Origin of the sequence: Actinomadura meridiana (assembly GCF_039537545.1) — a bacterium.
GTDB classification, from domain to species: Bacteria; Actinomycetota; Actinomycetes; order Streptosporangiales; family Streptosporangiaceae; genus Spirillospora; species Spirillospora meridiana.
In genome coordinates, this window is sequence record NZ_BAABAS010000004.1 from 988,129 (window position 1) to 1,012,679 (window position 24,551).

The window sequence follows — 24,551 nt, forward strand, 5'->3', positions numbered from 1 at the left end:
GACGCCAAGGTACAGCCTTCACTTATATAAGTCGAGCCTTAACTAAAGGCGCGTCCCCTGGGCCAGCAGGTTCTCGAACGGGACGGGCTCGTCGTACGGGTCGGCCTTCGCCTCCGCCGGACGACCGTCGATCGACGCGGCCAGCTCGGCGGCGGCCCGCGACACCCGCTCGGCGAGGCGACCCTCGCCGCCGCCCCAGTCCTCGGCCGCCGCGTAGACGCCGGTCGGGACGGCGGACGCCCGCAGATACGCGAACAGCGGCCGCATGGCGTAGTCGATCGCCAGCGAGTGCCGCTCGGTGCCGCCGGTCGCGCCGAGCAGCACCGGCGTGCCGTCCAGGGCGTCGCGCCCGGCGACGTCGAAGAACGTCTTGAACAGGCCGCTGTACGAGGCGTTGAAGATCGGCGTCACGGCGATGAGGCCGTCGGCGTCCGTCACCGTTTCGACGGCGGCGCGGAACGCCCCCGACGGGAACCCGGTGAGGGCGGCGTCGACCATGGCGTGCGCGTGGTCGCGCAGCTCGATCGTCTCGACCGCCACGTCACCCCCGAGCGCCTCGACGGTCGCCGCCGAGAGCCGGTCGGCGAGCAGCCGCGTGGACGACGGCTGCCCCAGCCCGGCGGACACCACTGCCAGCGTGGTCATCGGACCTCCTCGGTGATGCGGGACGCGTGGGACGGCGGGTTCGCGGGAACGTGCGCCGGACGCAGTGACTCGAACTCCCGACGCAGCACCGGGACGACCTCCTCGCCCAGCAGCTCGATCTGCTCCAGGACGGTCGTCAGCGGCAGCCCCGCGTGGTCCATCAGGAACAGCTGGCGCTGGTAGTCGCCGAAGTAGTCGCGGAACGTCAGGGTCTTGTCGATGACCTGCTGCGGGCTGCCCACCGTGAGCGGCGTCTCGGCGGTGAACTCCTCCAGCGACGGGCCGTGCCCGTACACCGGGGCGTTGTCGAAGTAGGGCCGGAACTCGCGGATCGCGTCCTGGGAGTTCTTCCGCATGAACACCTGCCCGCCGAGACCGACGATCGCCTGGTCGGCGGTGCCGTGCCCGTAGTGCTCGTAACGCCGCCGGTACAGGCCGATGAGCTTCTGGAAGTGCTCCTTCGGCCAGAAGATGTGGTTGGCGAAGAATCCGTCGCCGTAGTAGGCGGCCTGCTCGGCGATCTCCGGGCTGCGGATCGACCCGTGCCACACGAACGGCGGGACGCCGTCCAGCGGTCGCGGCGTCACGGTGAACGACTGCAACGGCGTGCGGAACCGGCCCTCCCAGTCGACGACGTCCTCGCGCCAGAGCCGGTGCAGGAGGTGGTAGTTCTCGATGGCGAGGTCGATGCCGTCGCGGATGTCCTTGCCGAACCACGGGTAGACGGGGGCGGTGTTGCCGCGTCCCATCATCAGGTCCACCCGGCCGTCCGCGAGGTGCTGGAGCATCGCGAAGTCCTCGGCGATCTTCACCGGGTCGTTGGTGGTGATCAGCGTGGTCGCGGTGGACAAGACCAGTCGCTCGGTGCGGGCCGCGACATAGCCGAGCATGGTCGTCGGGGAGGACGGCACGAACGGCGGGTTGTGGTGCTCGCCGGTGGCGAAGACGTCCAGCCCCACCTCCTCGGCCTTCTCCGCGATCGCGACCATGGCCTTGATCCGCTCCGCCTCGGTCGGGACGCGCCCGGTGGTGGGGTCGGCCGTGACGTCGCCGACCGTGAAGATCCCGAACTGCATGACCGGCCTCCAGATAGTAGAACGTTCAATCATCCTACCGAACCACGCACCCCCCGGCCCTATTCCGGCGGTGAGGGGGCCCTGGTCTGACCCGCGTCCTCCGGGGAATGCTTGACCCATGATCGGGGAACACGTCCTCGCCGGATACGTCAACGACGCGGGCGGCCGCGAAGCCCTCGGCCTGGCGGACGCCATCGCCGGGCTGACCGGCGGGCGGCTCAGCGTCGCGACCGTCCACCCGCCCGGCCTGCCCGCCGCCGCGGGCGAGGCCCGCGCGCTGCTCGACCAGGCCGCCGACCTGCTCGACGACCGGCCCGCCGACCTGCACGTCCAGGAGGGACGCGGCGTCGGCCGGGGGCTCGGCGTGCTCGCCAGCCGCATCGGCGCCGACGTGATCGTCGTCGGCTCCCCCGAAGGCGGCGCCCGCGGCCGCATCGGCGTCGGCGCCGCCGCCGACCACCTGCTGCACTCGGCCACCGAGGCCGTCATGCTCGCCCCGTCCGGCTACACTCCGCCCGACGAGTTCACCCGGATCACGGTCATGTACGTCCGGCGTCCCCAGTGCGACGACGCCGTCATCCGCGCCGCCCAGGCCGCCGACCGCCTCGACGTCCCGCTCCGCCTCGTCACCCTCGCCGTCGGCGACATCGGGGACGGCGAGACCGAGCGGCTCCGCGACGACCTCGCCCTCGCCCTCCGCCTCGCCGCCGAATCCGCCGACCTGACCCCCGAGGACGTCTCCGCCGAACTCGCCGAGGGCGACGACGTCGCCGCCGCCCTCCACGACACGGACTGGCCCACCGGCGAACTCCTCGTCTGCGCGTCCAGCGAGGACGCCGCGGCCCACCGCGTCTTCCTCGGCGAGGTCGCGCTCAAGGTCCTGCGCGCCGCGCCGTGCCCCGTCGCCGTCCTCCCCCGGGGCTACTTCTGAGACGGCCCGTTCTCCCGAACAGGTTGCCGGTCACCGTTTACCTTCGCTACATTCCGTCGAGACCGGAACGTGACCTTGGAACGCGGCACGATCCGACCCCCGGTCGGGCGGCACCCTGCCCGAACGAGTCAGGTGGCAGGGAGCGAGATGGACCCGATCGGCAAGAAGCTGCTCGACATCGCCAAGAAGGAACTCGGCTACACCGAGAAGGGCGACGGCTACACCAAGTTCGGCGAGTGGTACCGCAAGCACGTCGACGACGACCACGACGAGTACTACTCCACCGCCCCCTGGTGCGACATGTTCCTCGCCTGGGCCGCCGACAAGGCGGGCGTCACCGAACAGACCGGCCAGTTCGCCGGCACCGTCGAGCACGCCGAATGGTTCAAGAAGAACAACGCCTGGGGCCACGACCCCGAACCCGGCGCCGTCGTCTTCTACGACTGGAACGGGTCCAACGACATCGGCCAGATCGACCACGTCGGCATCGTCGAGAAGGTCGACGGCAAGACCCTGCACACCATCGAGGGCAACGCCGACGGCTACAAGCTCATGCGCAAGACCCGCGACATGGACACCGTCGTCGGCTTCGGCTACCCGTCCAAGATCAAGGTCGCCGCGACCTACACCCCCAAGCACGCCGCCCCCGCTCCCACCGTCGACCAGGTCGGCGCCCCCGTCACCGGCCAGACCCACGAACAGCAGCAGGCCCACGAGCAGCAGCCGCACGGCACCCACGAGAAGCTCCCCACCCAGGACGCCGTCCTCGGCGGCATCCTCGCCTTCGTCCTCTGCGGCACCCTCGCCCTCACCGCCGGCCGCGTCGCCGCCGCCAAGGCCCCCGCCAACTCCCCCATCCGCGTCCGCAAACGCGGCCGCCACCACCGTCCGGCCACCCCCGTCGCCCTCCCCGCCGACCTCACCCCCGCCGTCCTCGACTCCGCCGAGGCCACCACCGCCGCCATGCCCGTCCTCTCCCTCGCCGCCGCCCACGAAGCCGAGGACCGCGAATTCTGGGGCCGCATCGCCCACCTCGAAGAGGACTCCGAACTCACGTTCTGGAACACCCTGCACGCCGATCTCGCCGAGTCCCAGTACGCAACCACCCCCGGATTCCGCTAGAGTTGACCCTGCACACGCGGACGTGGCTCAGTTGGTAGAGCATCACCTTGCCAAGGTGAGGGTCGCGGGTTCGAATCCCGTCGTCCGCTCTGAAGAGGCCTCCGGATTCAGGCCTCGCTCTGGTGGAGTGGCCGAGAGGCGAGGCAACGGCCTGCAAAGCCGTCTACACGGGTTCAAATCCCGTCTCCACCTCGCAAGGGCGATTAGCTCAGTGGGAGAGCGCTACCTTGACACGGTAGAGGCCACTGGTTCAATCCCAGTATCGCCCACCACAAAGACCCAGGTCAGACCGCAAGCACTGGCGAACGGCCAGCTCGGCCACCAGGGCGAAGCGGACTTTTGGGGCACCACCTGCTCGACCGCCGCGGCGGCCTTACGCCAGATCTTGACCTGGTTCTCCAGTTCAGCGATCCGTGCTCGGGCCTGGGCCAAGGCAACGGACTCGGCCTGTGTGGGGCTGAGCGACTTCAGACCCCGGTCGATCAGGTCCCGCCGTCTCCAGCGGTGCAGGCACGACTCCGCGATGCCCAATGAGGCGGCCACCTCCCGCACCGATCGTCCCGACTCCAGCAGATCCAGGGCACGCCGACGAAACTCCGGCGGGTAAGGCTTGGGCACCAGAACGATCTCCTTCAGAAGATCGCCGAACCCTATCTCTCTCAACACTCGTGCCCGTCAAACGGGGGCAACATCAAACCAAGCTCGCAGCACCGCACTGTTCCAACTCGCCACCCAGATCCCCGCAGCGATCCTCGCCCGCACCCTCGGCATCAGCGTCAGCTCCGCCGTCCACTGGCAACAGATCTCCGCCGCCGACTGGACCAGCTACGCCCAGACGTCAGCCAGCGATCAACGCCCCAAGGCATTCAGACACTTTGAACATCCGACGGTGCCATATCCGCTCAGGCACGCCTTCGGCACCACAAGCAGCAACCGCGCCGCGCAGCGGCTCGTGATGGACAAGGGGAACCTCCGGTGAAGTGGAACCTGCGGATGGTCGCGGCCCAACGCGACATCTGGCGGCCGACCGACCTGCTGGCCGTCTTCGAGACCGTCGGCTTCACGCCGTCGCTCAGCAAGGTCGCCGCGCTGTGGTCGGGAACCCCGGTCACCGTCCGGCTGGATGACCTCGACAAGATCTGCGCCGCGTTGAACTGCACGGTAGACGACCTGGTGATCCCCGAACAGGTCGCCGTGGCCGCAACGCATTCGCGGGCAGTCGGCGATCAGAAAGATGGTGATGGCGGCTACGGCTGGCAAGGCGGCTCCAGGTCACTGTGGATTCCCGTGGACGGGTCGTCGGCGTCCGCCGGTGGATCGGCTCGGCCCCGTGACTCCCGCGACGACGTGGTGGCGCCCGGCCGTCGGACGAGGCTTCGGGCCCGGCCGAACCAGGCAGGGACCTCGTGTTCGTCGTCGAAGCTGCGGGCGACGACGATGTCGGTGGAGGAATGCGCCAGGATCGACAGCGCGATCGTGACGCCGACCAGGTGGAAGATGTGCTCACCGGCCGTGAGCCCCGCATCCAGCACCAGCAGCCCGTAGACCACCGACGCGAAGCCTTTGGGCCCGAACCACATCACCGCGGCCTGTTCGCGGGTGGTCAGCCCCGACCGCAGGAACGACACCCAGACCGCCACAGGGCGGGCGACCACCAGTGCGAGGGCCGCGAACGCCCAGCCCGCCGGGCCGACGTCGCCGAGGAACGCCGGGGACAGAAGGGCCCCGAACACCAGCAGCGCGGCGAGCTTCAGCAGTTCAGCGACCAGCTCGCCGAACTCTTCGAACGCGGCGCGGTGCCGTTCACCGACGGTGGCCACGGTCACACCGGCGGCGAACGCGGCCAGGAACAGGTTGCCGTGCGTGACCTGCGCCAGCGCGAGGACCAGCAGGCCGATCGCGACGGCGTTCAGCGGCTCGTACCTGGGTGAGATCGCGAACAGCCGGGTGCGCACCAGCATGATCGCCGCCCACGGCACCGCGACGCCGATGGCCACCCCGCCGGCCAGTTCGGCGGCGAGCTCGCCCAGGTGCAGGTCGCCCGACCCCTTGGCGATCGCCAGGAACAGCACCACGAACGGCAGGACAAGCCCGTCGTTGACGCCGGACTCGACATTCAGCAGGTGCCGCAGCCGCGGCGGCACGCGGTCGTTGCCGACCAGTGCCGCGGCGAACACCGGGTCGGTGGGAGTGAGGACCGCCGCGATCAGCAGCGACTCCACCCAGCCCAAACCCACGATGAAGTGCGCGAACACCGCCGTGAGCAACAGTGTCAGCGGCAGTCCCCACCCCAGGGCGCGCCCCGGCAGACGCCAGGCGCTGCGCAGGTCCTGCCACCCGGCGTGCATGCCGTCGGTGAACAGCACCGCGAACAGCGCCAACTCCGCCAGCCCCGACACGATCGGGTCGCCGGGCTTCAACATGACCGCGCCGGTGACGCCGTCCCCCAGCAGGAACCCGCCGACCAGGAACAACGCGGCCGTGGACAGTACCGTGCGGTGCGCCAGGCTCGACACCAGCACCGCAAGGAGCAACAGGGCGGCGAACGCCAGCAGCAGGTTCATCATCACCGGGGTCTTTCAGGGTCGACGGACACAACGCCGACCAGACTTCCCGGCACACCGGTCACCGACCCTAACTGGATTTCGACAGCGAAACACACATCACCAAGTGCGGCGTTCCCCGACATGATGTTGCACGGCCTTGATCGGTCGCCGCGTAGGCCGGGACATCGGCCGCGCGAAACGCCTCCAGCAAGGGCCATGATGCGAGCGCCCACTGCCAGGATCGGCGCTCATGCCGGTGTCCAACAAGCCGTAGCCGAAGGCGCGGCGGCGCTGGGCGGCCACGCCCACGCCGATCATGACGCCGATGGCCGTGGCGGACGCTCCGAACGATGCCAGCAACGACCTGGTGATCGAGCGAGCGTCCTCGTACACGAAGTCAATGAGCATGCTGACGGCGCCGAACGCCCACCACGAACCGCCACGGCCGCATTTCGGGACCCGCCGGCGGGCAGGTCCCCCGATCGTCCACCGCAGCCGCGCGGCCGCGTTCCCCGATCTGGAGGGGCGGCTCTGCTGGTGGGCTCGCCGTTCGCGGTGTGTTCCGCGGCATGGATGTTCAGACCCATCTGCTGTGCGGTCCGCTCCGAACCAGGAGTGAGGCGGGGGGAGAGCCCCGACAGGGAAGGGTTGGTATGCCGGTGGCGAACGGGCGACGGGCGATCGCGGTGATCGGGTCCGGGATTTCCGGGCTGACGGCTGCGCACGTTCTGCAGCGGACATGCGACGTCACCCTCTATGAGGCCGATGACCGGCTCGGCGGGCACGCCCACACCCATGACGTGGCGGCCGGCGGGTCGACGCTCGCGGTCGACAGCGGCTTCATCGTGCACAACGACCGCACCTATCCGCGCTTGACGCGGCTGTTGGCCGAGCTCGGCGTGACGACGCGGGACGCCGAGATGAGCATGTCGGTGAGCTGCGCCGGTTGTGGGCTGGAGTACGCGGGGGCGCGCGGGGCGGCCGGATTGTTCGCGCGGCCGCGTTCGGTGTTGCGCGGCCGGTACCTGCGGATGCTGGCGGAGGTGCCGCGCTTCCATCGCGCCGCCCGCGCGGTCCTGGGCGACGATCGCGATGAGCGGACGCTGGCGGAGTTCCTGGCAGCGGGCGGGTTCTCCTCCTACTTCCGCGCGCATTTCATGACGCCGCTGGTCGCGGCGGTCTGGTCGAGCCCTCCGGCCCTGGCCGACCAGTATCCGGCCCGCTACTTGTTCGCCTTCCTGGCACATCACGGGATGCTGTCGGTGAACGGCTCGCACCAGTGGAAGACCGTGGTCGGCGGATCGCGGACCTATGTCGAGCAGATCGCCAAGCCCCTCACCGCGGTGCGCACGGCCACGCCGGTGCGCGCTGTCCGCCGCGTCACCGCAGGTGTGGAGATCGGAGACGACTCAGGCGGCGTGACCGTGTTCGACGGAGCCGTCATCGCGACGCATGCCGGGCAGGCGCTGGCCTTGCGCGTGGACGCGAGCCGCGACGAACGCCAGGTGCTCGGCGCGTTCGGCTATTCCCGGAATCCCACGGTGCTGCACACCGACGCCGGCGTCCTACCTCGTGCGAGCCGTGCCCGCGCTTCGTGGAACTACCGCATGGACTCGTGTGCCGCGCGGCCCCGGCACGTCCGCGTCCATTACGACATGAACCTGCTCCAAGGGCTGCCCCGTGACCGGCCGCACATCGTGACCCTGAACGGCGACATCGCCGACGAACACGTCCTGGCACGGATGGAGTACGAGCACCCGATCTACACGCCGGAGTCGGTGGCGGCGCAGCACGGGCTTCCCGCTTTGAACGACGGCGTCCTCGCCTACGCGGGCGCCTATCACGGGTGGGGTTTCCACGAGGACGGCTGCCGTTCAGGAGTCGAAGCGGCCAGGTCCCTGGGGGCGGTGTGGTGACCGAGATGCCAGCGGTGACGGTACCGGCGCTGTATGAGTGCACGCTCACCCATGTGCGACCCGACCCGGTGCGCAACGCCTTCCGGTATGGGACCTACCTGTGGCTGGTCGATCTGGACGCGCTGGCGTCCCCGTCGTGGCCGCTGCGCGTCCTGGCGGGTTTCCGGGCCCGCGACCATGTCGGGGACCCGGGCCGTTCGATCCGCGCCAACCTCGACGCCTTCCTCACCGAGCACGGCGTCCGACTGAGCGGCGGCAGCATATTGATGCTCACCCACGCCCGGGTGCTGGGATATGTGTTCAATCCGCTGACGGTGTTCTGGTGTTTCAGTCCCACCGGCGACCTGCGTTGTGTTGTGGCCGAGGTCCACAACACCTACGGGCGGCGTCACCGCTACCTGCTCCACACCGACGCCGACGGCCGCGCGGAGACGCCCAAGGAGTTCTACGTGTCGCCGTTCTACCCGGTCGACGGCACGTACCGGATGAGCCTGCCGGTCCCCGACCGGAAACTGGCGCTCACCATCACGTTGCATCACGGTTCCGGTCCCCCCTTCGTCGCCACGCTGCGGGGCACACGGCTGCCCGCCGGCGCGTCCGGGCTGCTGAAGGCGTTCGTGCGGCACCCGTGCGCACCGCTGGCCGGGGCGCTCCGCATCCGTGTCCAAGGGGTCCGGCTGTACCTGCGGGGGCTTCGGCCGTACCCCCGGCCGCACGGGCACGAGCCACCGGGCGCGCCGCCGGTCCACGAACCCGGCGCGCCCGGTGCCGTATCCCCCGACGAGACCCGGGAGGGGAAGGTCCGACCATGACCACCAGTGCACTCGCCGACGCCGCGGCCCGGGCGTCCTGGCCCGGGGTGGCCGCGGTGCCCCGGTACGGGGTCCGCGCCGCGGTGGCGCGTCGCCTGTTCGCCCGTGCGGTGTCCCGGCTGCCGATCACCGTCGTCCACGGCCCGGCGCCGGAGGTGACCGTGCCGTATGGCCGGCCGGTGATGCGGATCGTCCGGCCGGCGGCGTTCTTCGCCCGGGTCGGCGACTGCGGGCTGATCGGCTTCGGCGAGTCCTATATGGCGGGGGACTGGGATTCCGATGATTTGCCGGGGCTGCTCACCGCGTTCGCCGCGCACCTGCCCACGCTCGTTCCTCCGGCGCTGCAGCGGCTGCGGCGGCTGGCGGTGCGGAGCCGGCCGGACGCCGACGCCGACGACGGCGGCGCCGACGGTGCCCGGCGCAACGTCGCGCACCACTACGACCTGTCGAACGATCTGTTCGCGCTGTTCCTGGACGAGACGATGAGCTACTCCTCGGCGCTGTTCGAGGAGGGGCCGGACGGGACGCTGGCGGGCGACTTCGCCGCCGCGCAGCGCCGCAAGATCGACCGGCTCCTCGACCTCGCCGGGGTCGGGCCCGGCGCCCGCGTGATGGAGATCGGCACCGGGTGGGGCGAGCTGGCCCTGTGCGCCGGGCGGCGCGGCGCCCGGGTGCGGTCGCTGACGCTGTCGGCCGAGCAGCGCGACCTGGCGGCCGCCCGGATCGCCCGCGCCGGTCTCGCCGACCGCGTCCAGGTGGAGTTGCGGGACTACCGCGACGCCGCCGGCGTGCACGATGCGGTGCTCAGCGTGGAGATGATCGAGGCGGTTGGGGCGCGGCACTGGCGCGAGTACTTCGCGGTGCTGTATCGGCTGCTGGCGCCCGGCGGACGCGTCGGGTTGCAGGCCATCACGATGCCGCACGACCGGATGCTGGCCTCACGCGGCACTCATACCTGGATCGAGAAGTACATCTTCCCCGGCGGCATGCTGCCCTCCACCGAGGCCATCATCGAGCACGCCTCCGCCGCGGGACTGCGGCCCGCCGCGCCCGGCCCGGACGGGCGGCTGTCGTTCGGGTCGCACTACGCCGAGACGCTACGCCGCTGGCGGGAACGGTTGGCGGCGTGCGCACCACAGGTCGCCGCTCTCGGCTTCGACCCCGTCTTCCGCCGCATGTGGGAGTTCTACCTCGCCTACTCCCAGGCCGGGTTTGCCTCCGGCTACCTCGACGTCCAGCAGTTCCTGCTCGCCCGCCCGACGACCCCGGAGGACCAGCGATGACGACCCGGACCGGCTCGCGCCCCCGTCCCGCCATCGGCGGCGGTGGTGCGGCCCGATTGCTGCGCCCCGTCCTGGACGGGATGTTCGGCGGTGCCCCGCCGATCCGGCTGCGCGCCTGGGACGGCAGCCAGACCGGACCGGCGGGCGCGCCCGCGATCGTGCTGCGCTCACCGGACGCGCTGCGCCGGCTGCTGCACCGCCCCGGCGAACTCGGCCTGGCCCGCGCCTACGTCACCGGTGAACTGGACGTGGAAGGCGACCTTACCGACGCGCTCCGAAGGGTCTGGGCGCCGGGCCGTCGAGGTGGACGCCGGTCGCCGGCGACGCTGCTCGCGGCGGCCCGTGCCCTGCTGGTGCTGGGCGCCGCCGGCTCGCCGCCGCCCGCCCCGCCTACCGAGGTCCGCCTCACCGGGCGGCTGCACACGCGGGCGCGCGACCGCGCCGCCATCGCCCACCACTACGACCTGTCCAACGACTTCTACGCGCTCGTCCTGGACCCGCGGATGGTCTACTCGTGCGCCTACTGGGAGCGCCCGGACATGGACCTGGAGCAGGCGCAGCGCGCCAAGCTCGACCTGGTGTGCCACAAACTCGGGCTCCGGCCCGGCATGCGGCTGCTGGACCTCGGCTGCGGCTGGGGCGCCCTCGCCGTCCACGCGGCCCGCGAGTACGGCGCCCACGTCACGGGCATCACGCTGTCACGCCAACAGGCCGACCTCGCGCGCGAACGCGCCGCCGGGCTGCCCATCGAGATCCGCCTCCAGCACTATCGCGACATCGGTGACGGCGACTTCGACGCGGCCGCCTCGATCGAGATGGGCGAGCACGTCGGCCGGCGCAACTACCCCGCCTTCGCCGCCGCGCTGCACCGGCTGGTGCGCCCGCGCGGCCGGGTGCTGGTCCAGCAGATGTCGCGCGGCGCCCGCGCTCCCGGCGGCGGCGCGTTCATCGAGCGCTACATCGCGCCCGACATGCACATGCGCCCGGTCGGCGACACGGTCGCAATCCTGGAGGACGCCGGGCTGGAGGTCGCCGACGTGCACGGGTTGCGCGAGCACTACGTCCGGACCGTCCGGGAATGGCAGAAGACGTTCGAGGCGCGGCTGGAGGAGATCGTCGCGCTCGTCGGCGAAGAGACGGCCCGGGTGTGGCGACTGTACCTGGCGGGTGGCGGCCTGGCGTTCGAGCAGGGCCGGATGGGCGTCGACCAGATTCTCACGGTCCGCCCGGATGCCGGCGGCCGCAGCGGCCTGCCGTCCGCCCGCGCCGACCTCGGCTCTATCGCCGCGGACCCTGCGGGCCGCCTGTGATCTTCTTCTGGTGGAACCTCACCTACGCCGCAGGGGCCGTCGCCGTGGTACTCGCGGTCACGTTCGCGGTCGCGTTGCGGCTCGGCCGGCACAGCGTCATCGACGTCGCCTGGGGCCTCGGCTTCTGCGCCGTCGCGGCGGTCAGCGCCGCCGCCTCGACCGGGCACGGGGACCCTGCGCGCCGCTGGACCGTCCTGACGATGACCCTGCTGTGGGGGCTGCGGCTGGCCGCCCACATCGCCCGGCGCGCCCGAGGCGCAGACGAAGACCCGCGGTATGAGGACCTGCTGTCCAAGGCCCCCGGAGGCCGGAACCGCTACGCCCTGCGGAAGGTGTACCTACCTCAGGGCCTCGTGCTGTGGTTTGTGTCCCTTCCCGTCCAGTTGGCCATGTACCAGGACGGCCGACCCGGCATCGCGCTGTACGCCGGTGTGCTCGTCTGGACGATCGGGCTGGCCTTCGAGGCGATCGGCGACCTCCAGCTGTCCCGGTTCACCGCCGACCCCGCCAACAAGGGCAAAGTCATGGACCGGGGCCTGTGGCGCTACACCCGCCACCCCAACTACTTCGGCGACTCGCTCGTCTGGTGGGGCCTGTTTCTGGCCACCTGCGACCACTGGACCGGTCCGCTCACCGTCCTGTCGCCGGTGCTGATGACGGCGCTGCTCGTCAAGGGCACCGGCAAGCCGCTTCTGGAGAAGCGCATGACCCGCACACGCGGAGGCTATTTTGACTACACTGCCCGAACCAGCGGCTTTGTTCCTCTACCACCCCGCACACGCCAGTCGACAGCCCATGGAACAAAGTCACTCCCACCAGGGCGCCGCGCGCCGCGACATGACCGTTGAACACCCCGCAACACCGCGCCAGGCCACCGGGTTGACGGCTCCGATCCGGACCGTTTTCGTCCTGAGCGCAGGGCGACGGACCATAGGCGCGGTCGTCTCTGACCGCAAAGACCCCAACGCTCACGCCGAGCCGGGCCGGGGCTCCGAGCTTGCTTCACTTGTGCGGCCCGTGGCTGTTCGCCTGATCGACGCCGCAGGAGAGGGCCACCGTGGCGTCCTTGACGGTCTCATCGACCGGTGCACTCCGCGGCTCAACCTCAAAGACCCGGGCACAGCGCCGCTGGACGGCCGCCACCCAAGACCCGTAGGACGTTAGAGCAGGGTGTCTGCGGGCACCCAAAAGACTCCGTGGTGGCGAAAGGGAGGCTTGCCGTGGGCGACATCGACCGTAGCGCCGGGCGTCGTCGGGTGAAGGTGTCACCGCCGGCCTCGTGGGCAGTGTGATCGGCGGGCATGGCCGCTCCCGATGACCCGCGTCCCAGCGCGGAAACCGCCGCGCCCGGCTTTCCGGTGAGGCTCTGGCGCGCTCTGGAGCGAGCGCGCCCGCCCGGGTTCGGGCGGACCCGGGCGTGGCGCAGTCCGCTGCGGGGGCCTTGGCTGACGTCGATGTTCGGCGCGGTGTTGCTGGTGACGCTTCCCGTGGTGATCATCACGGGGCTGGTGTCGTTCGTGGCGTACGCGCCGTGGTTCGGGCAGGCGTTCCCCGCTCATGTCGGCTGGCTGCACTTGCCGTACTTCACCTGGCCGACCCGGCCGGTGTGGCTGTATCGGCTGAACCAGGGTGTGCACGTCGGCCTCGGACTGGTGTTGGTGCCGGTCGTGCTGGCCAAGCTGTGGTCGGTGGTGCCGAAACTGTTCACCTGGCCACCGGCCCGCTCCATCGCCCAGGTCCTCGAACGGCTCTCCCTCCTGCTGCTGGTCGGCGGCATCCTGTTCGAGATCGTCACCGGTGTCCTGGACATCCAGTACTGGTATGCGTTCCCGTTCGACTTCTACACCGCCCACTACTACGGCGCATGGGTGTTCATCGGCGCGTTCGTCGCCCACGTGACCATCAAACTGCCGCGCCTCATCAGCGCATTGCGCTCCCGCTCGCTCCGCCGGGAACTGCGGACCTCCCGTGCGCAGACCCGGCCTGAACTCGCCGATCCTGACGGGCTGGTGGCGGCGGACCCGGCCCCGGCGACGCTCAGCCGCCGCGGCGCGCTGGCCCTGGTGGGCGGCGGCAGCGCCCTGATCGCCGTCATGACCGCGGGGCAGAGCATCGGCGGCGCCGCCCGCCGGGTGGCGCTGTTGGCCCCCCGGGGCGGCTACCGCGACACACCCGGCGACTTCCCGATCAACCACACGGCGACCGCGGCCGCGATCACTGCCACCGACGTCGGCGCGGGCTGGCGATTGACCCTGGCCCACGGCGGCCAGGTCGTTCAGCTGGACCGGGCTCAGCTGCTCGCAATGGCTCAGCACACTGCCGCGCTGCCCATCGCCTGCGTCGAAGGCTGGTCCACCCTGCAGACCTGGACCGGTGTACGGCTACGCGACCTCGCCGCCCTCGTCGGCGCCGCCCACCCGGCCTCAGCGCACGTCCAATCGCTGCAACGTAGCGGAGCCTTCAACCAGGCCACCCTGCAGTTCAACCAGGTCTTCGACTCCGACGCACTGCTGGCCTTGAAGGTCAACGGCACCGACCTGTCCCTCGACCACGGCTACCCCGCCCGCGTCATCGTGCCCGCGCTGCCGGGCGTCCACAACACCAAATGGGTGCGTTCCATCGACTTCCGGGACACCTGACATGCGGCACAAGCTGACGGCGATCAAGAACTTCTACGGCGCCGCCCCGCTGCACCTGCTCGCCCTGGCGGCGTGCTTCGCGCTGGCCGGATACGCGGCCGTGCAGACCCTCTCAGCCCCGCACTGGCCCTGGATCCTCATCTGGTTCGCCGGCGCCGTCCTCGGCCACGACCTCGCGGTGTTCCCGCTGTACGCTCTGGCCGACCGTTCCCTGGCCCGGGCCCTGCGGGCACTGCGCCCCTCCCGGGCCGCCACGCCCCCGCTCGTGTCGGCGGTGAACCACATCCGGCTGCCAGCGCTGGGAGCCGGCCTGCTGCTCCTGCTGTTCTTCCCCATGATCATCCAACAGGGCCGGCAGACCTACCTGGCGGCCAGCGGACGCACCCAGCACGACTACCTCGGCCACTGGCTCCTGGTCACCGCCGCCATGTTCGCCCTCAGCGCCATCATCTACGCCCTGCGACTCGGCCACGCACAACATCGCCGCCATGCCCCAAGGAAATGATCCAGAGTTGATGTGATGATGCCGGCTCCGCGAGCCTCCCTGACAGTGAGTCACCCTTCAACGAGCCCCACCTCGAACACCTGCGCCTCCGGCCGCAGCAGCGGCACCCCCTGCCGCCAGCTGCAATCGAGCCGAACCTGGCGGCCCAACATAGACATCGACACGCTCCGTCATCGCATCTGATACGAGATGTTCGCACCAGACGGGGCTCGTGCCGCGAACACCCCAGACTCGTTGACATCGACGGCGGCCCCGGTCTCGCCGGAGCGGGTGACCGCAGTGAGCCAGGCCACCCTTTGCGGTACTCACGCCGATGACGCAGGGCAGGACGGCGCCGATCGCGCGCTCGGCTCGGGAAGCCCACGGAGGTGAACAGGGCGGCCAGTCTCTCGGAGAAGGACACCAGGTTCGGGACTATACGGCCGCAACGCTGCCGCCGCCCGCTCACGCCCGCCCTGGCCTGGCCACGGACCGCGCCGCCTGCGCCACTCGGCAGGGGATCGCCGCTGTCTTGTGGCCGTCGGCTCCGACACCCGGCAGCCCGCCGTTACCGCACGGAGTGCCGGGCACTGCGCGTGCATTTACCTTACAAATTCCATTTCATTCCAATTCCCATATTCAATGACGGGAAGTGCACCTCAGGCGCGGATCCGATTCCAGTCGAAGGAGACGATTCACCACCACGCAATGCTCCAAAGGGGGAGAAATGGGACAAAACCGATATCGGGTGTTGGGTGCGGCCGCGCTGGCGGCGGCAGGCATGACCGGCACGGCGCTGGCGGCGGCCGCGACGGCGGCATCGGCCACCACGACGCAGTCGGCCAGGGCGGAGTCGACCACGACGTATCAGGCGATGCTGGACCCGCTGAACAACCAGAGCGGGTCGGGCAGCCTCACCCTCAGACTCACCGGTGACCAGGCGGTCATCACCGAGCACTTCTCCGGCCTGGCCGCCACCTTCAACGGCGGCCCGTTCCCGCACGTCCAGCACATCCACGGTGGCGCCGACGGCGTCTGCCCGACCCAGGCCAACGACAAAAACGGCGACGGCGTGATCAACACCGCCGAGGGACAGACGACGTACGGGCCGATCCAGACCACCCTGTCGGTCAGGGGCGACACCTCCCCCAAGGCCGGTACCAACCTCACGATCGCCCCCAGCGGGGCCAGCGCCGACTACCAGCGCACCATCACGCTGGACGCAGCCACGCTGAAGTCGGTGCGGTCGGGCATCGGCGTGATCGTGGTGCACGGCGACGACCCCACCAAGCTGCCCGCCCGTGCGCAGAAGGAGAAAAGCGAACTGGTGCCCTCACTGCCGCTCGCAGCCACCTCACCCGCCCTGTGCGGGCCGCTCAAGGCCATGGCCGGTGGCGGCGTCGCCACCGGCAGCGGCTCCACCGCCGCCGCGGCGAGCGACGCGACCGGTGGCTGGCTGCTCGGCCTCGGCGGCGGCCTCGTGATCGCCGCAGGCGCGGCCGGCGCACTGGCCCGGCGCACCAACGCCCACAAGCCCTGATACCGGCACGTCGACAGGGAACCGAGAACACATGGCGCCGAGGACGACACAGCAGGGCCGCGATGACGGTCACCGGATCCGCATCGCGGCCCTGGCGACCGCGGCCTGCTGCGGCTGCGCCGGCACCGCCATCCTCGCGTTCACCGCCGCCGGCGGCGACCTCCAGCGGCATCCGCCGGAACCGGCCATGGCCACCGGCGCCCCCACGCTCCCGCCCCCAGCCCGACCACGGTGGCACGCGCCGCAGCTCCGGCTCCCCGCATCGACACCGACCGCGATCACCATCCCGGCGATCAAAGTCCATTCGGCGTTGCTGAAACTCGGGCTGGCCGGCGACGGCACCCTACAGGTGCCCCGTCCGCCGAACCAGGACCGGGCCGCCTGGTACACCGGCTCGGTCACCCCCGGCCAACCCGGAACTGCCGTCATCGAAGGCCACCTGGACTCCGACGCCTCCGGGCCCTCGGTCTTCTACCGGCTCGGCGCACTCACACCCGGCCAGCAAATCCAGGTGGACCGCGCCGACCACACCACCGCCACCTTCACCATCGACGCCATCGGCCGCTACCCCAAAACCCGCTTCCCCACCGCCGCCGTCTACGCCAACACCCCCGGCCCCTCGCTGCGCCTGATCACCTGCGGCGGCACCTTCGACCACTCCACCGGCCACTACCGCGACAACACCGTGGTCTTCGCCCGCCTCACCGCCTCCGGCCGTCACTGAAATCCACACCTGGTCGCCGCCCTGGCAGCACGCCGGCCATCACCTCAAACCGGGGCCCCCGCCGGATCCTCCTGGCGTGGTCATCTGCGGCAGTTCGGGTTCGCTTCCTCAAGGCGCGGGGCGCCGGGTGGCCTAGGTTCGTTGGGATGGACGTACTGCTTACCGGGTCTGCCGGTTTCATCGGTTCGCACATCGCCGAGGCGCTCATTGCCGCGGGCCACCGGGTCCGCGGCCTGGACCTGCGGCCCGACGGCCTACATCCGCGGCCCGGCGCACCGGCCGGCAGTGGCGACGTCCGGGACGCGGCCGCGGTGGCGCGGCGGCTGGAGGGCGTGGACGCCGTCTGCCACCAGGCCGCCAAGGTCGGCCTCGGCGTGGACATCTCGGACTTGCCGGATTATGCGTCGGTGAACGTGCACGGCACCGCGGTGCTGCTGGCGGAGATGGCCCGCGCCGGGGTCGGCGCGCTGGTCCTGGCGTCCTCGATGGTCGTCTACGGGGAGGGCGCCTACGCCTGCCGGGCGCACGGCCCGGTGCGTCCGGCGCCGCGCCCGCAGGAGGCGCTGCGGGCGGGACGGTTCGAACCGGACTGCCCGCAATGCGGGAGCCCTCTCGCGCCCGGCATCGTCGCCGAGGACGCGATGCCCGACCCCCGCAACGTCTACGCCGACACCAAGCTGGCGCAGGAGCACCTGGCGGCGTCGTGGGCGCGCGCGACCGGCGGCTGCGTCGCGGCGCTGCGCTACCACAACGTGTACGGGCCGCGGATGCCGCGCGACACCCCGTACGCCGGTGTCGCGGCCATCTTCCGGTCGCGGCTGATGAACGGCGAGGCGCCGCTGGTGTTCGAGGACGGCGCGCAGCGCCGCGACTTCGTGCACGTCCGCGACGTCGCCCGCGCCAACGTGCTAGCCCTGGAACAGGTCGCGGTCTCGCCACAGCAGCGTCAGGGACTGCGGGCTTACAACATCGCCAGCGGCCAGCCCCGCACCATCGGCGAGGTGGCCGGCGCTCTCGCGACGGCGTTCGGCGGGCCCGACCCCCAGGTCACCGGGGAGTATCGGCTCGGGGACGTCCGCCATATCGTCGCCCGGCCCGACCGCGCCCGCAGTGAGCTGGGCTTCTCTGCATCCGTGCCGTTCACCGACGGCATGGCGGAGTTCGCGAGCGCCACCGTGATTGATCAGTAGTAGCCACGTGGTGTCGCGCTGGCCACTGACACCGCCATCGACGCTTCCGCACATGGCCGCGGCTTAACCGCTGCCGCCGCCACGCTTGCACGGGCGGCGGAGCACCCACGTCACAGCGGACCCAAAGCGGAAGAATCGTATGACTTGAGTCACATTTGTGCCTTTTGACCAAGCCGTGCTTCCTCTGGCTCCGAACTCAGTGGAGGGCCGGGACGGCTCCCGGCCCGGGAGGGTCCTGACGATGCCGGAGAAGAGCGGGCGACGGGCGATCGCGGTGATCTGGGCCGGGATGCCTGAGGAGTTCTTGGCACTGCGACCACTGCACGGAACTACTCACGGTGTCGCCGCTGATCGCGATGACCCCTTCTCCCGACGCCAACAGGGAGGTCGCCGCCGCGGCGCCCGATGCCCATCAGGCACGCGGGGCGGTTATGCCGCCTACCGGTGGTTTCGGATTCGAACCGGGGCGGTTCGCGGGGCGGCATGAGGGAGTCACCAACACCTTTAGCGATTGATCGATTGCTCCGCGGGCATGCAATCAGCTCGTAAATGGGGGTGAGCTCATGACCGAAAGTAGCGACAGGCATGTGATCGACGTGGTTCTCCCGTGCCTCAACGAGGCGGAGGCCCTGCCGTGGGTGCTGTCGCGGATACCCGCGGGCTTCCGGCCCCTGGTGGTCGACAACGCCTCCACCGACCGGTCGGCGCGCGTGGCCGCCGACCATGGTGCGCAGGTGGTCGCGGCACCGACGCGCGGGTTCGGCGCCGCCTGCCACGCCGGGCTTGTAGCCGCCGGCAGCGAGGTCGTGTGCGTGATGGACGCCGACGCCTCGCTCGACCCGGCTGAACTACCCCGGCTGGTCACCGCGCTCGACGGCCTCCAAGCTACAAGTGAGCCCGAGGAACGGGTCATGCCCGGGCTGGTGCTGGGGCGCCGCCATCCGGTGGGCCGCAGGGCGTGGCCGCCACACGCCCGGCTCGGCAACGCTGTCCTGGCCCGGTCGCTGAACCGGCACGCCGGCACCCGGCTGCACGACCTCGGCCCGATGCGCGCCGCCCGCCGCGCCGACCTGCTGGCGCTGGACTTGGCCGACCGCCGGTTCGGCTACCCATTGGAGATGGTGCTGCGCGCTGCCCGCGCCGGGTGGCGAATCGCTGAAGTTGATGTCGCCTACCGTCCCCGCACCGGCACCTCGAAGGTGACCGGGACCTTCGGCGGAACGGTTCGCGCAGTCCGCGACATGCGCCGCGTCCTGGCGGAGGTCGCTCCGTGACCGGCGGAACCGTGAGCGCCGCAGCGGCCGCGGACCTGATCGTCATCGCCAAGGAGCCTGCCGCGGGGCGGGTGAAGACGCGCCTGACGCCCGCCTACACCACCGCCGAGGCCGCTGCGCTGGCCGAGGCATCGCTAGCCGACACCCTCACCGCAGTCGCAGCCACACCGGCCGGCCGCCGCGTCCTCGCGCTCTCCGGCAGGCCCGGCCCGTGGCTGCCCGGCGGGTTCACCGTGCTCGCGCAGCGGGGCGGCGGCCTGGACGAGCGGCTCGCGCACGCCTTCGCCGACGCCTACGACGGCCGCCCGCTGGTGCTGATCGGGATGGACACCCCGCAGGTCACGCCCGCGCTGCTGGGCCGTGCCGGCCGGACCCTGCAAGAGAGCGACGCGGTGTTCGGGCCGGCGCGCGACGGCGGGTTCTGGCTGCTGGGCCTGCGCCGCCCCGACGAGCGGCTGCTGCGCGGTGTCCCGATGTCGCGGCCCGACACCGGCGCCCGGCAGCTCGCCCGGCTGAAAGCGGCCGGGCTGGAGGTGAGGCTGTTGCCGGAACTGACCGACGTCGACACCCCCACCGACGCCGCCACCGTCGCCGCGGCCATCGCCGCCCAGGGTGGCCGGTTCGCGGCTAGGGTGCGGGCGCTCGGAGTCAGGAGCATCCCGGCGTGATCGGTGAACTGTACGAGGAAGCGCTGCAGGGCCATGCGCCGGTGGAGATCGAGCATGCCGACGGCCAGCGGCGCCCGCTGCCGATCCAGGACTGGCTGGCGCTGCGGCCCGGCGACGGCGGGTTGCTGGCACGGTGCTCCGGCACGACACTGGACGTCGGCTCAGGACCGGGACGGCTGACGGTTGCGCTGGCCCGGCGCGGCGTCCCGGTGCTGGGCATCGACGTCGTCCCCTACGCGGTAGCGCTCACGGTCCAGGCGGGAGGGCCCGCACTGTGCCGCGATGTGTTCGGGCTGGTACCTGGCACCGGACTCTGGCGCACCGCGCTTCTGGCCGACGGCAACATCGGCATTGGCGGCGACCCGCAGATGCTCGTGCGGCGCGTCCTCGGCCTGCTCGCACCGGGCGGACGCGTCCTGGTCGAGGTCGGGCCACCGGGGTCGGGCTCCCAGATCGAGCCGCTGCGGCTACGCGCCCCCGGGAGGGTCGGCGAGTGGTTCGAGTGGGCTCAGGTGTCGGTCGAGGCGATCCATGGCATCGCCGCCGGTTGCGCCGCGACCATCACCGGAACCTGGCAGGAGGCAGATCGGTGGTTCGTCACCCTGCGTTCCTTGACGTCTTGTCCGGCAAAAGGGCCTTGTCCGGCAAGGCCGTCGTGACCGTCGCCGAGCCCCGGCCCGACCGCACCGGAACCGGCCCGTCCAGACCGGCCGCAAAGCGGGTGGGCTGGATCGCAGTGGCGGTGTGGGCCGCCGGGGTCGCCGCGGCGTTCGCCGTCGGATGGTGGCGGCGGCAGGCGGGGCTGGCGACCGAGGACCCGCTGCCGCCGCTGTTCGCCCACGCGAGGTTTCTGAGCTGGCAGGTGCTGCCCGCCGCAGGCGTCGCCGCGTTCTCCGTCGCGGCCCTGCCGACGCTGACGCGGCGGTTCGCCTGGCGGGCGACGCTACTGGTGACCTGGGCGACCGCGGCACTGTGGGCGGTCACACTGGCCGCCAGCGACGGGCTGGACGCGCTCACCCGGCCGCTGAAGGCACCGACCGAATACCTCGCCGGCCTGCCACAACTCAGCCCGGACCCGCTGAGTTGGCTGGCGACCTTCAGCGACAGACTCGGCGGCTACACCACGCAGGTGCGCGGCCACCCACCCCTGCCCATGCTGGTCCTATGGCTCCTGCAGCAGGCCGGACTCGGCGGGGCGGGCTGGGCCGCGGTACTCCTCATCGGTTCCGGGAGCTCGGCGGTCATCGCGATCGCCGTCACCGTGCGGCGCCTGGCCGGTGAACGGGTCGCCCGCACCACCCTGCCGTTCCTGGCGCTGGCGCCGCCGGCGCTGTGGGTCGCCACCACGATGGATGCCTTCTTCCTCGCGGCCGGGGCGTGGGGAACCGCGCTGCTGGCGATGGCGGCGTCCCGGAAGTCGCGGCTGGGGGGCGTCCCTGCCGCTGTGCTCGGCGGGATCCTGCTCGGCGCGCTTCCCTACCTCAGCTATGGGCTGCTGCCGCTGTACGCCGTGCCGCTGGCCGTGGTCGTGCTCAGCCGCCCGCGTCTCCGGGTCCTTGCCGCGCTGGCGTGCGGCCTGGTGGTCGTCCCGGCCCTGCTCACCGTCGGCGGATTCTGGTGGTTGGACGGCGTCCGCGCAACCCATGCGACCTACCTGATCAGCCGCGGATCGGCCCGGCGCTCCTTCGCCTACTACGCCTTCGCCGACTTCGCCGTCCTCGGTCTGCTCACCGGCCCCGCCGTCGCGCACGCGCTCCCGGCGACGCTGCACACGATCTGGCGAAGCCCCCGCGCCCTGATATCAGGCATCCGGGCTCCGGACCCAATCCCGGGATCGATGACCGATGGGCCGGCCGAACGTCCGATCCTCCCGGTCGCGTTGCTGGTCGGGGCGGCGCTGCTCGGCACCCTCGCGCTGGACCTGTCGGGGGTGACCAAGGGCGAAGTCGAGCGGATCTGGATCCCCTACGCCGTCTGGATCATCCCCGCAGCCGCCCTGCACCGCCCCCCGGCACGCGGCTGGCTGGCCGCCCAGGCGCTGACCGCACTGGCCCTCCAGGCCCTCGTCCTCTCCCCGTGGTGACCACCGCCCCACCATGGCCCCGGCGTACCCGGCCGCCGATCGGCAGCGTGGACGTGGCAGCGTGAACGTGGAGCGCCTACCCGGGATGTCGGACAGCAATCAGGCCAGTGCGCGCAGCCCCTCGGTCATGGCGTCCTTGACGGCACCGTCGTCGGTGCCGAGCATCTCGGCGATCTGGCCGGTGGTGTAGAGCCGTAGGCAGCCGAGCGCGACACAGCAGGACTGAAGCGCCGAGAGGCCAGGCCGACCGGACCACACGCCAAGATCCACGCTGCCCCCGCGAAATGGATCAGCGGCTTGTGATTCGTGCTTGCGGGGCGGGCCTCCCAGTAGGCGGGTCAGCACCGTGCGGTGCGTCAACGCCATCAGGTCCGCCGCCCCCCGCCGGTCGTCCTCCGCTCGCAGCAGGTGCTCCAGATGCACGAAGGCTTCTTCGACGACCCGCGCGGCCAATTCGGGCCGGTCGCAAGCGATCAGCGCCAGCCGATAGGCGTCCGTCGACAGCAGGTCGTACAGCGCGCCCATGGCCACGGGATCGCCGCGCGTCACATCGCGGGCGGCCCGTCCCAGGGCCCCCTCGGCGGCCAGGGAGTTCACCACTGCTGGGCGACAGCGTCGGCTCCCCCACCGCCATCACCGCCGCCGCTTTCGGACTTCCGTCTCGTCATCGATTGGCGAGGCGGCACTTGTACAGGCGCCGACCGGTGCCGGGCGATGGCCTGGAGGGCGCCGGCCAGGTCGGTGTAGAGGGGCAGGGCCTGGTCGACGCCGGTGAGGCGCAGGACACGGGCGACCCTGCCGTGCGCGCCTGCCAGTTCCAGCGCGATCTGGTGGCTGCGGCACCGTTTCAAAGCGTTGACCAGTACGCTGATGCCGCTCGCGTCGCAGAAGCCGACCTTGCTCAGATCCACCACGACCCCGGAGGCCACGGCACGGCCGGTGACCACGGCCGTCAGGCGGCCGGACAGCCAGCCGCTGTTGGAGGCATCGATCTCACCGGCCAGCATCACCAGCAGCTCGCCACCGATCACATCGGTGGTCTGGAACGTCAAAGCCGACCCGCTGTGGATCGCGAGGGCTTCGCCCCTCGGCGTCCCGGCGAACCCCCCGGCGGCGGGGCGAGCCTCACGCGCCCCTGCGGCGCCTTCGCCCAACGAGCCCCGGCTGTGCGGCGTGACCATGATGGTGCCCTTTCCCTGGTGCGTCATGGAGTTGCCACCAGGGACTGGAGTGGCGAAAAGCCGATCTTCGTTTTTGCGAGCGGACATCCCCTGACGGGGCATGACCGTTCACGTCGACTGTAGGCGGGGCGAAGCTCCCCTGCAAGCACGCATCGGCTCAAAGTAAAAGGCATCCGCGCTCAGTTGCGCACGACCGTTCCGCCCATAGCAGGCCAGGGCACGCCGTCGCATGCGGCATTGGTGATCAGGTGCGGCGTCCGTGTGACGCCGAACCAGTATGGAAGCCGGCCAAGGAGGCGAGGCCGCGGCTCCTAGTCACTTCCTCTGCCCGTCGGTGTTTCGTCTCCCGCCCGGGGTGACCTGGTCCAAGACGAGGTCGCCGCGAGTGACGGCGGCGGCGACGTCGGTGAGTTTATGGTTGTTGTTGCGGGCGTGCGTACGCATCGCCGTGAATGCCTGGTCGACCGAGATCTGGGCGCGCTCGGCGATCATCCCCTTGGCCTGTTCGATCAGGACGCGGGTGTTCAGCGCGGTCTGCAGCTGCTGGGACAGCAGCGCCTGCTCGCGTGCCGCGCGTTCGCCGATCAGCCCGATGGTGGCGATGTCGGCGAACCCCTGGCCCAGGGCGGCACTGTCGGTGTCCAGGGCGCCAGGTTCGGCCTGGAAGAGGTTGAGGGCACCGATGACCTGGTCGCGCAGCCGCATCGGCAGCGAGTGGACGGCGGCGAAACCCCGGCGCAACGCCACCTCGGTGAACGCCGGCCAGCGGTCGCGAGCGGCGGCCAGGTCTGCGGCCACCACCGGACGGCCGGTGGAATAGCACTCCAGGCACGGGCCCTCGTCGCGTTCGAGCTGGAACACCTCCAGCAGCCGAGTCTGCTCGGAGGAAGCGGCGACCAACCGCAGCCGGCCGGTCTGATCGGCCAGCACCAGGCCCGCCTGATCGACTTCCAGCAGCTGCACGCACCTCTCGGTGAGTAGATGCAGGAACTCGATCACGTCGAAATCGGCTACCAGCGTGTCCGCCAACTCCACGAACACCCGTGTCAACAACTGCTCACGCGCCATGTCGCGTTCCCTTCCCTTCCCTTCCGGTCAGTGTCTCGCATCGGCCGACAGGCGGTGGC

General features: G+C 71.0%; 25 protein-coding genes, 3 tRNA genes and 1 pseudogene. 21 read left to right on the forward strand and 8 right to left on the reverse strand.

Annotated features, from left to right (window positions below; genetic code table 11):
• Nucleotides 1-42: 42 nt before the first annotated feature.
• Together ABD808_RS08705 and ABD808_RS08710 are read right to left on the reverse strand one after the other, a co-directional pair.
• Nucleotides 43-645, reverse strand: coding sequence for an FMN reductase (locus tag ABD808_RS08705; protein WP_344892529.1), 603 nt, complete (start codon nt 643-645; stop codon nt 43-45).
• A complete protein-coding gene (locus tag ABD808_RS08710) occupies nt 642-1,721 on the reverse strand; it encodes an LLM class flavin-dependent oxidoreductase (RefSeq protein WP_344892532.1) in 1,080 nt (359 codons plus the stop codon). Before ABD808_RS08710 ends, ABD808_RS08705 begins: the two co-directional genes overlap by 4 nt.
• A 118-nt stretch (nt 1,722-1,839) precedes the next feature.
• Here ABD808_RS08710 and ABD808_RS08715 point away from each other — a divergent pair, with 118 nt between their 5' ends.
• The 5 genes from ABD808_RS08715 (at nt 1,840) to ABD808_RS08735 (ending at nt 4,046) form a co-directional block, all read left to right on the forward strand.
• Entirely contained in the window at nt 1,840-2,652 is an 813-nt protein-coding gene (locus tag ABD808_RS08715; protein WP_344892536.1) for a universal stress protein, read from the forward strand.
• A gap of 147 nt (nt 2,653-2,799) precedes the next feature.
• Nucleotides 2,800-3,774 (forward strand): CHAP domain-containing protein, encoded by a 975-nt coding sequence (locus tag ABD808_RS08720; RefSeq protein ID WP_344892539.1) that lies wholly within the window; start codon nt 2,800-2,802, stop codon nt 3,772-3,774.
• Nucleotides 3,775-3,790: 16 nt separating this feature from the next.
• Nucleotides 3,791-3,863, forward strand: a tRNA-Gly gene (locus ABD808_RS08725).
• A 32-nt stretch (nt 3,864-3,895) separates the two neighbouring features.
• A tRNA-Cys gene (locus tag ABD808_RS08730) sits at nt 3,896-3,966 on the forward strand.
• 5 nt (nt 3,967-3,971) lie between these two features.
• Nucleotides 3,972-4,046, forward strand: a tRNA-Val gene (locus tag ABD808_RS08735).
• Here ABD808_RS08735 and ABD808_RS38475 read toward each other — a convergent pair.
• Nucleotides 3,997-4,440: a transposase gene (locus ABD808_RS38475; RefSeq protein WP_425548904.1), complete on the reverse strand. Its 444-nt coding sequence runs from the start codon at nt 4,438-4,440 to the stop codon at nt 3,997-3,999. The genes ABD808_RS08735 and ABD808_RS38475 overlap by 50 nt on opposite strands.
• On the opposite strand from ABD808_RS38475, the gene ABD808_RS08740 reads away from it, so the two are divergent.
• Together ABD808_RS08740 and ABD808_RS08745 are read left to right on the forward strand one after the other, a co-directional pair.
• A complete protein-coding gene (locus ABD808_RS08740; RefSeq protein ID WP_344892542.1) occupies nt 4,385-4,753 on the forward strand; it encodes a hypothetical protein in 369 nt (122 codons plus the stop codon). The two genes, ABD808_RS38475 and ABD808_RS08740, sit on opposite strands and share 56 nt — an antisense overlap.
• Before the next feature lie 14 nt (nt 4,754-4,767).
• A pseudogene (locus tag ABD808_RS08745) lies at nt 4,768-4,944 on the forward strand (helix-turn-helix domain-containing protein); the annotation flags it as partial.
• 77 nt (nt 4,945-5,021) lie between these two features.
• On the opposite strand, the gene ABD808_RS08750 reads toward ABD808_RS08745, so the two are convergent.
• Both ABD808_RS08750 and ABD808_RS08755 read right to left on the reverse strand, forming a co-directional pair.
• Nucleotides 5,022-6,341 carry a cation:proton antiporter gene (locus ABD808_RS08750; protein WP_344892545.1) on the reverse strand — a complete coding sequence of 440 codons (1,320 nt, stop codon included), beginning with the start codon at nt 6,339-6,341 and terminating at the stop codon, nt 5,022-5,024.
• Between the two features lie 96 nt (nt 6,342-6,437).
• Nucleotides 6,438-6,728 (reverse strand): hypothetical protein, encoded by a 291-nt coding sequence (locus ABD808_RS08755; protein WP_344892547.1) that lies wholly within the window; start codon nt 6,726-6,728, stop codon nt 6,438-6,440.
• A 245-nt stretch (nt 6,729-6,973) separates the two neighbouring features.
• Between ABD808_RS08755 and ABD808_RS08760 the strand changes: the two genes are divergently transcribed.
• From ABD808_RS08760 to ABD808_RS08825, 14 genes are all read left to right on the forward strand, one after another.
• Nucleotides 6,974-8,236 (forward strand): NAD(P)/FAD-dependent oxidoreductase, encoded by a 1,263-nt coding sequence (locus ABD808_RS08760; protein WP_344892550.1) that lies wholly within the window; start codon nt 6,974-6,976, stop codon nt 8,234-8,236.
• Between the two features lie 5 nt (nt 8,237-8,241).
• On the forward strand, nt 8,242-9,048 hold the full coding sequence (locus tag ABD808_RS08765; RefSeq protein ID WP_344892913.1) for a DUF1365 domain-containing protein: 807 nt from the start codon (nt 8,242-8,244) through the stop codon (nt 9,046-9,048).
• Entirely contained in the window at nt 9,045-10,331 is a 1,287-nt protein-coding gene (locus ABD808_RS08770) for a class I SAM-dependent methyltransferase (RefSeq protein WP_344892553.1), read from the forward strand. Before ABD808_RS08765 ends, ABD808_RS08770 begins: the two co-directional genes overlap by 4 nt.
• On the forward strand, nt 10,328-11,641 hold the full coding sequence (locus tag ABD808_RS08775; protein ID WP_344892556.1) for a class I SAM-dependent methyltransferase: 1,314 nt from the start codon (nt 10,328-10,330) through the stop codon (nt 11,639-11,641). The genes ABD808_RS08770 and ABD808_RS08775 overlap by 4 nt, the downstream gene beginning before the upstream one ends.
• Nucleotides 11,638-12,489: a DUF1295 domain-containing protein gene (locus tag ABD808_RS08780; RefSeq protein WP_344892559.1), complete on the forward strand. Its 852-nt coding sequence runs from the start codon at nt 11,638-11,640 to the stop codon at nt 12,487-12,489. Before ABD808_RS08775 ends, ABD808_RS08780 begins: the two co-directional genes overlap by 4 nt.
• 606 nt (nt 12,490-13,095) lie before the next feature.
• On the forward strand, nt 13,096-14,280 hold the full coding sequence (locus ABD808_RS08785; protein WP_344892562.1) for a molybdopterin-dependent oxidoreductase: 1,185 nt from the start codon (nt 13,096-13,098) through the stop codon (nt 14,278-14,280).
• A gap of 1 nt (nt 14,281) precedes the next feature.
• The gene (locus ABD808_RS08790) at nt 14,282-14,785 is read left to right on the forward strand and encodes a hypothetical protein (RefSeq protein ID WP_344892565.1); all 504 of its coding nucleotides are present in this window, start codon (nt 14,282-14,284) and stop codon (nt 14,783-14,785) included.
• Between the two features lie 706 nt (nt 14,786-15,491).
• Nucleotides 15,492-16,304, forward strand: coding sequence for a hypothetical protein (locus tag ABD808_RS08795; RefSeq protein WP_344892568.1), 813 nt, complete (start codon nt 15,492-15,494; stop codon nt 16,302-16,304).
• 31 nt (nt 16,305-16,335) lie between these two features.
• The gene (locus ABD808_RS08800; protein ID WP_344892571.1) at nt 16,336-17,028 is read left to right on the forward strand and encodes a class F sortase; all 693 of its coding nucleotides are present in this window, start codon (nt 16,336-16,338) and stop codon (nt 17,026-17,028) included.
• 146 nt (nt 17,029-17,174) lie between these two features.
• Nucleotides 17,175-18,218 carry an NAD-dependent epimerase/dehydratase family protein gene (locus ABD808_RS08805; protein WP_344892574.1) on the forward strand — a complete coding sequence of 348 codons (1,044 nt, stop codon included), beginning with the start codon at nt 17,175-17,177 and terminating at the stop codon, nt 18,216-18,218.
• 563 nt (nt 18,219-18,781) lie between these two features.
• Nucleotides 18,782-19,492 (forward strand): glycosyltransferase family 2 protein, encoded by a 711-nt coding sequence (locus tag ABD808_RS08810; RefSeq protein WP_344892577.1) that lies wholly within the window; start codon nt 18,782-18,784, stop codon nt 19,490-19,492.
• Entirely contained in the window at nt 19,489-20,160 is a 672-nt protein-coding gene (locus ABD808_RS08815; protein WP_344892580.1) for a TIGR04282 family arsenosugar biosynthesis glycosyltransferase, read from the forward strand. Before ABD808_RS08810 ends, ABD808_RS08815 begins: the two co-directional genes overlap by 4 nt.
• The gene (locus tag ABD808_RS08820) at nt 20,157-20,819 is read left to right on the forward strand and encodes a class I SAM-dependent methyltransferase (protein WP_344892583.1); all 663 of its coding nucleotides are present in this window, start codon (nt 20,157-20,159) and stop codon (nt 20,817-20,819) included. Before ABD808_RS08815 ends, ABD808_RS08820 begins: the two co-directional genes overlap by 4 nt.
• Complete coding sequence (locus ABD808_RS08825) at nt 20,780-22,243, forward strand: hypothetical protein (protein ID WP_344892586.1); 1,464 nt, start codon at nt 20,780-20,782, stop codon at nt 22,241-22,243. Before ABD808_RS08820 ends, ABD808_RS08825 begins: the two co-directional genes overlap by 40 nt.
• A 99-nt stretch (nt 22,244-22,342) precedes the next feature.
• Here ABD808_RS08825 and ABD808_RS08830 read toward each other — a convergent pair whose 3' ends face one another.
• From ABD808_RS08830 to ABD808_RS08840, 3 genes are all read right to left on the reverse strand, one after another.
• Nucleotides 22,343-22,840 (reverse strand): sigma-70 family RNA polymerase sigma factor, encoded by a 498-nt coding sequence (locus ABD808_RS08830; protein WP_344892589.1) that lies wholly within the window; start codon nt 22,838-22,840, stop codon nt 22,343-22,345.
• Complete coding sequence (locus ABD808_RS08835; RefSeq protein WP_344892592.1) at nt 22,837-23,451, reverse strand: STAS domain-containing protein; 615 nt, start codon at nt 23,449-23,451, stop codon at nt 22,837-22,839. The genes ABD808_RS08830 and ABD808_RS08835 overlap by 4 nt, the downstream gene beginning before the upstream one ends.
• 288 nt (nt 23,452-23,739) lie before the next feature.
• Nucleotides 23,740-24,492, reverse strand: coding sequence for an ANTAR domain-containing protein (locus tag ABD808_RS08840; RefSeq protein WP_344892595.1), 753 nt, complete (start codon nt 24,490-24,492; stop codon nt 23,740-23,742).
• Between the last annotated feature and the right edge of the window lie 59 nt (nt 24,493-24,551).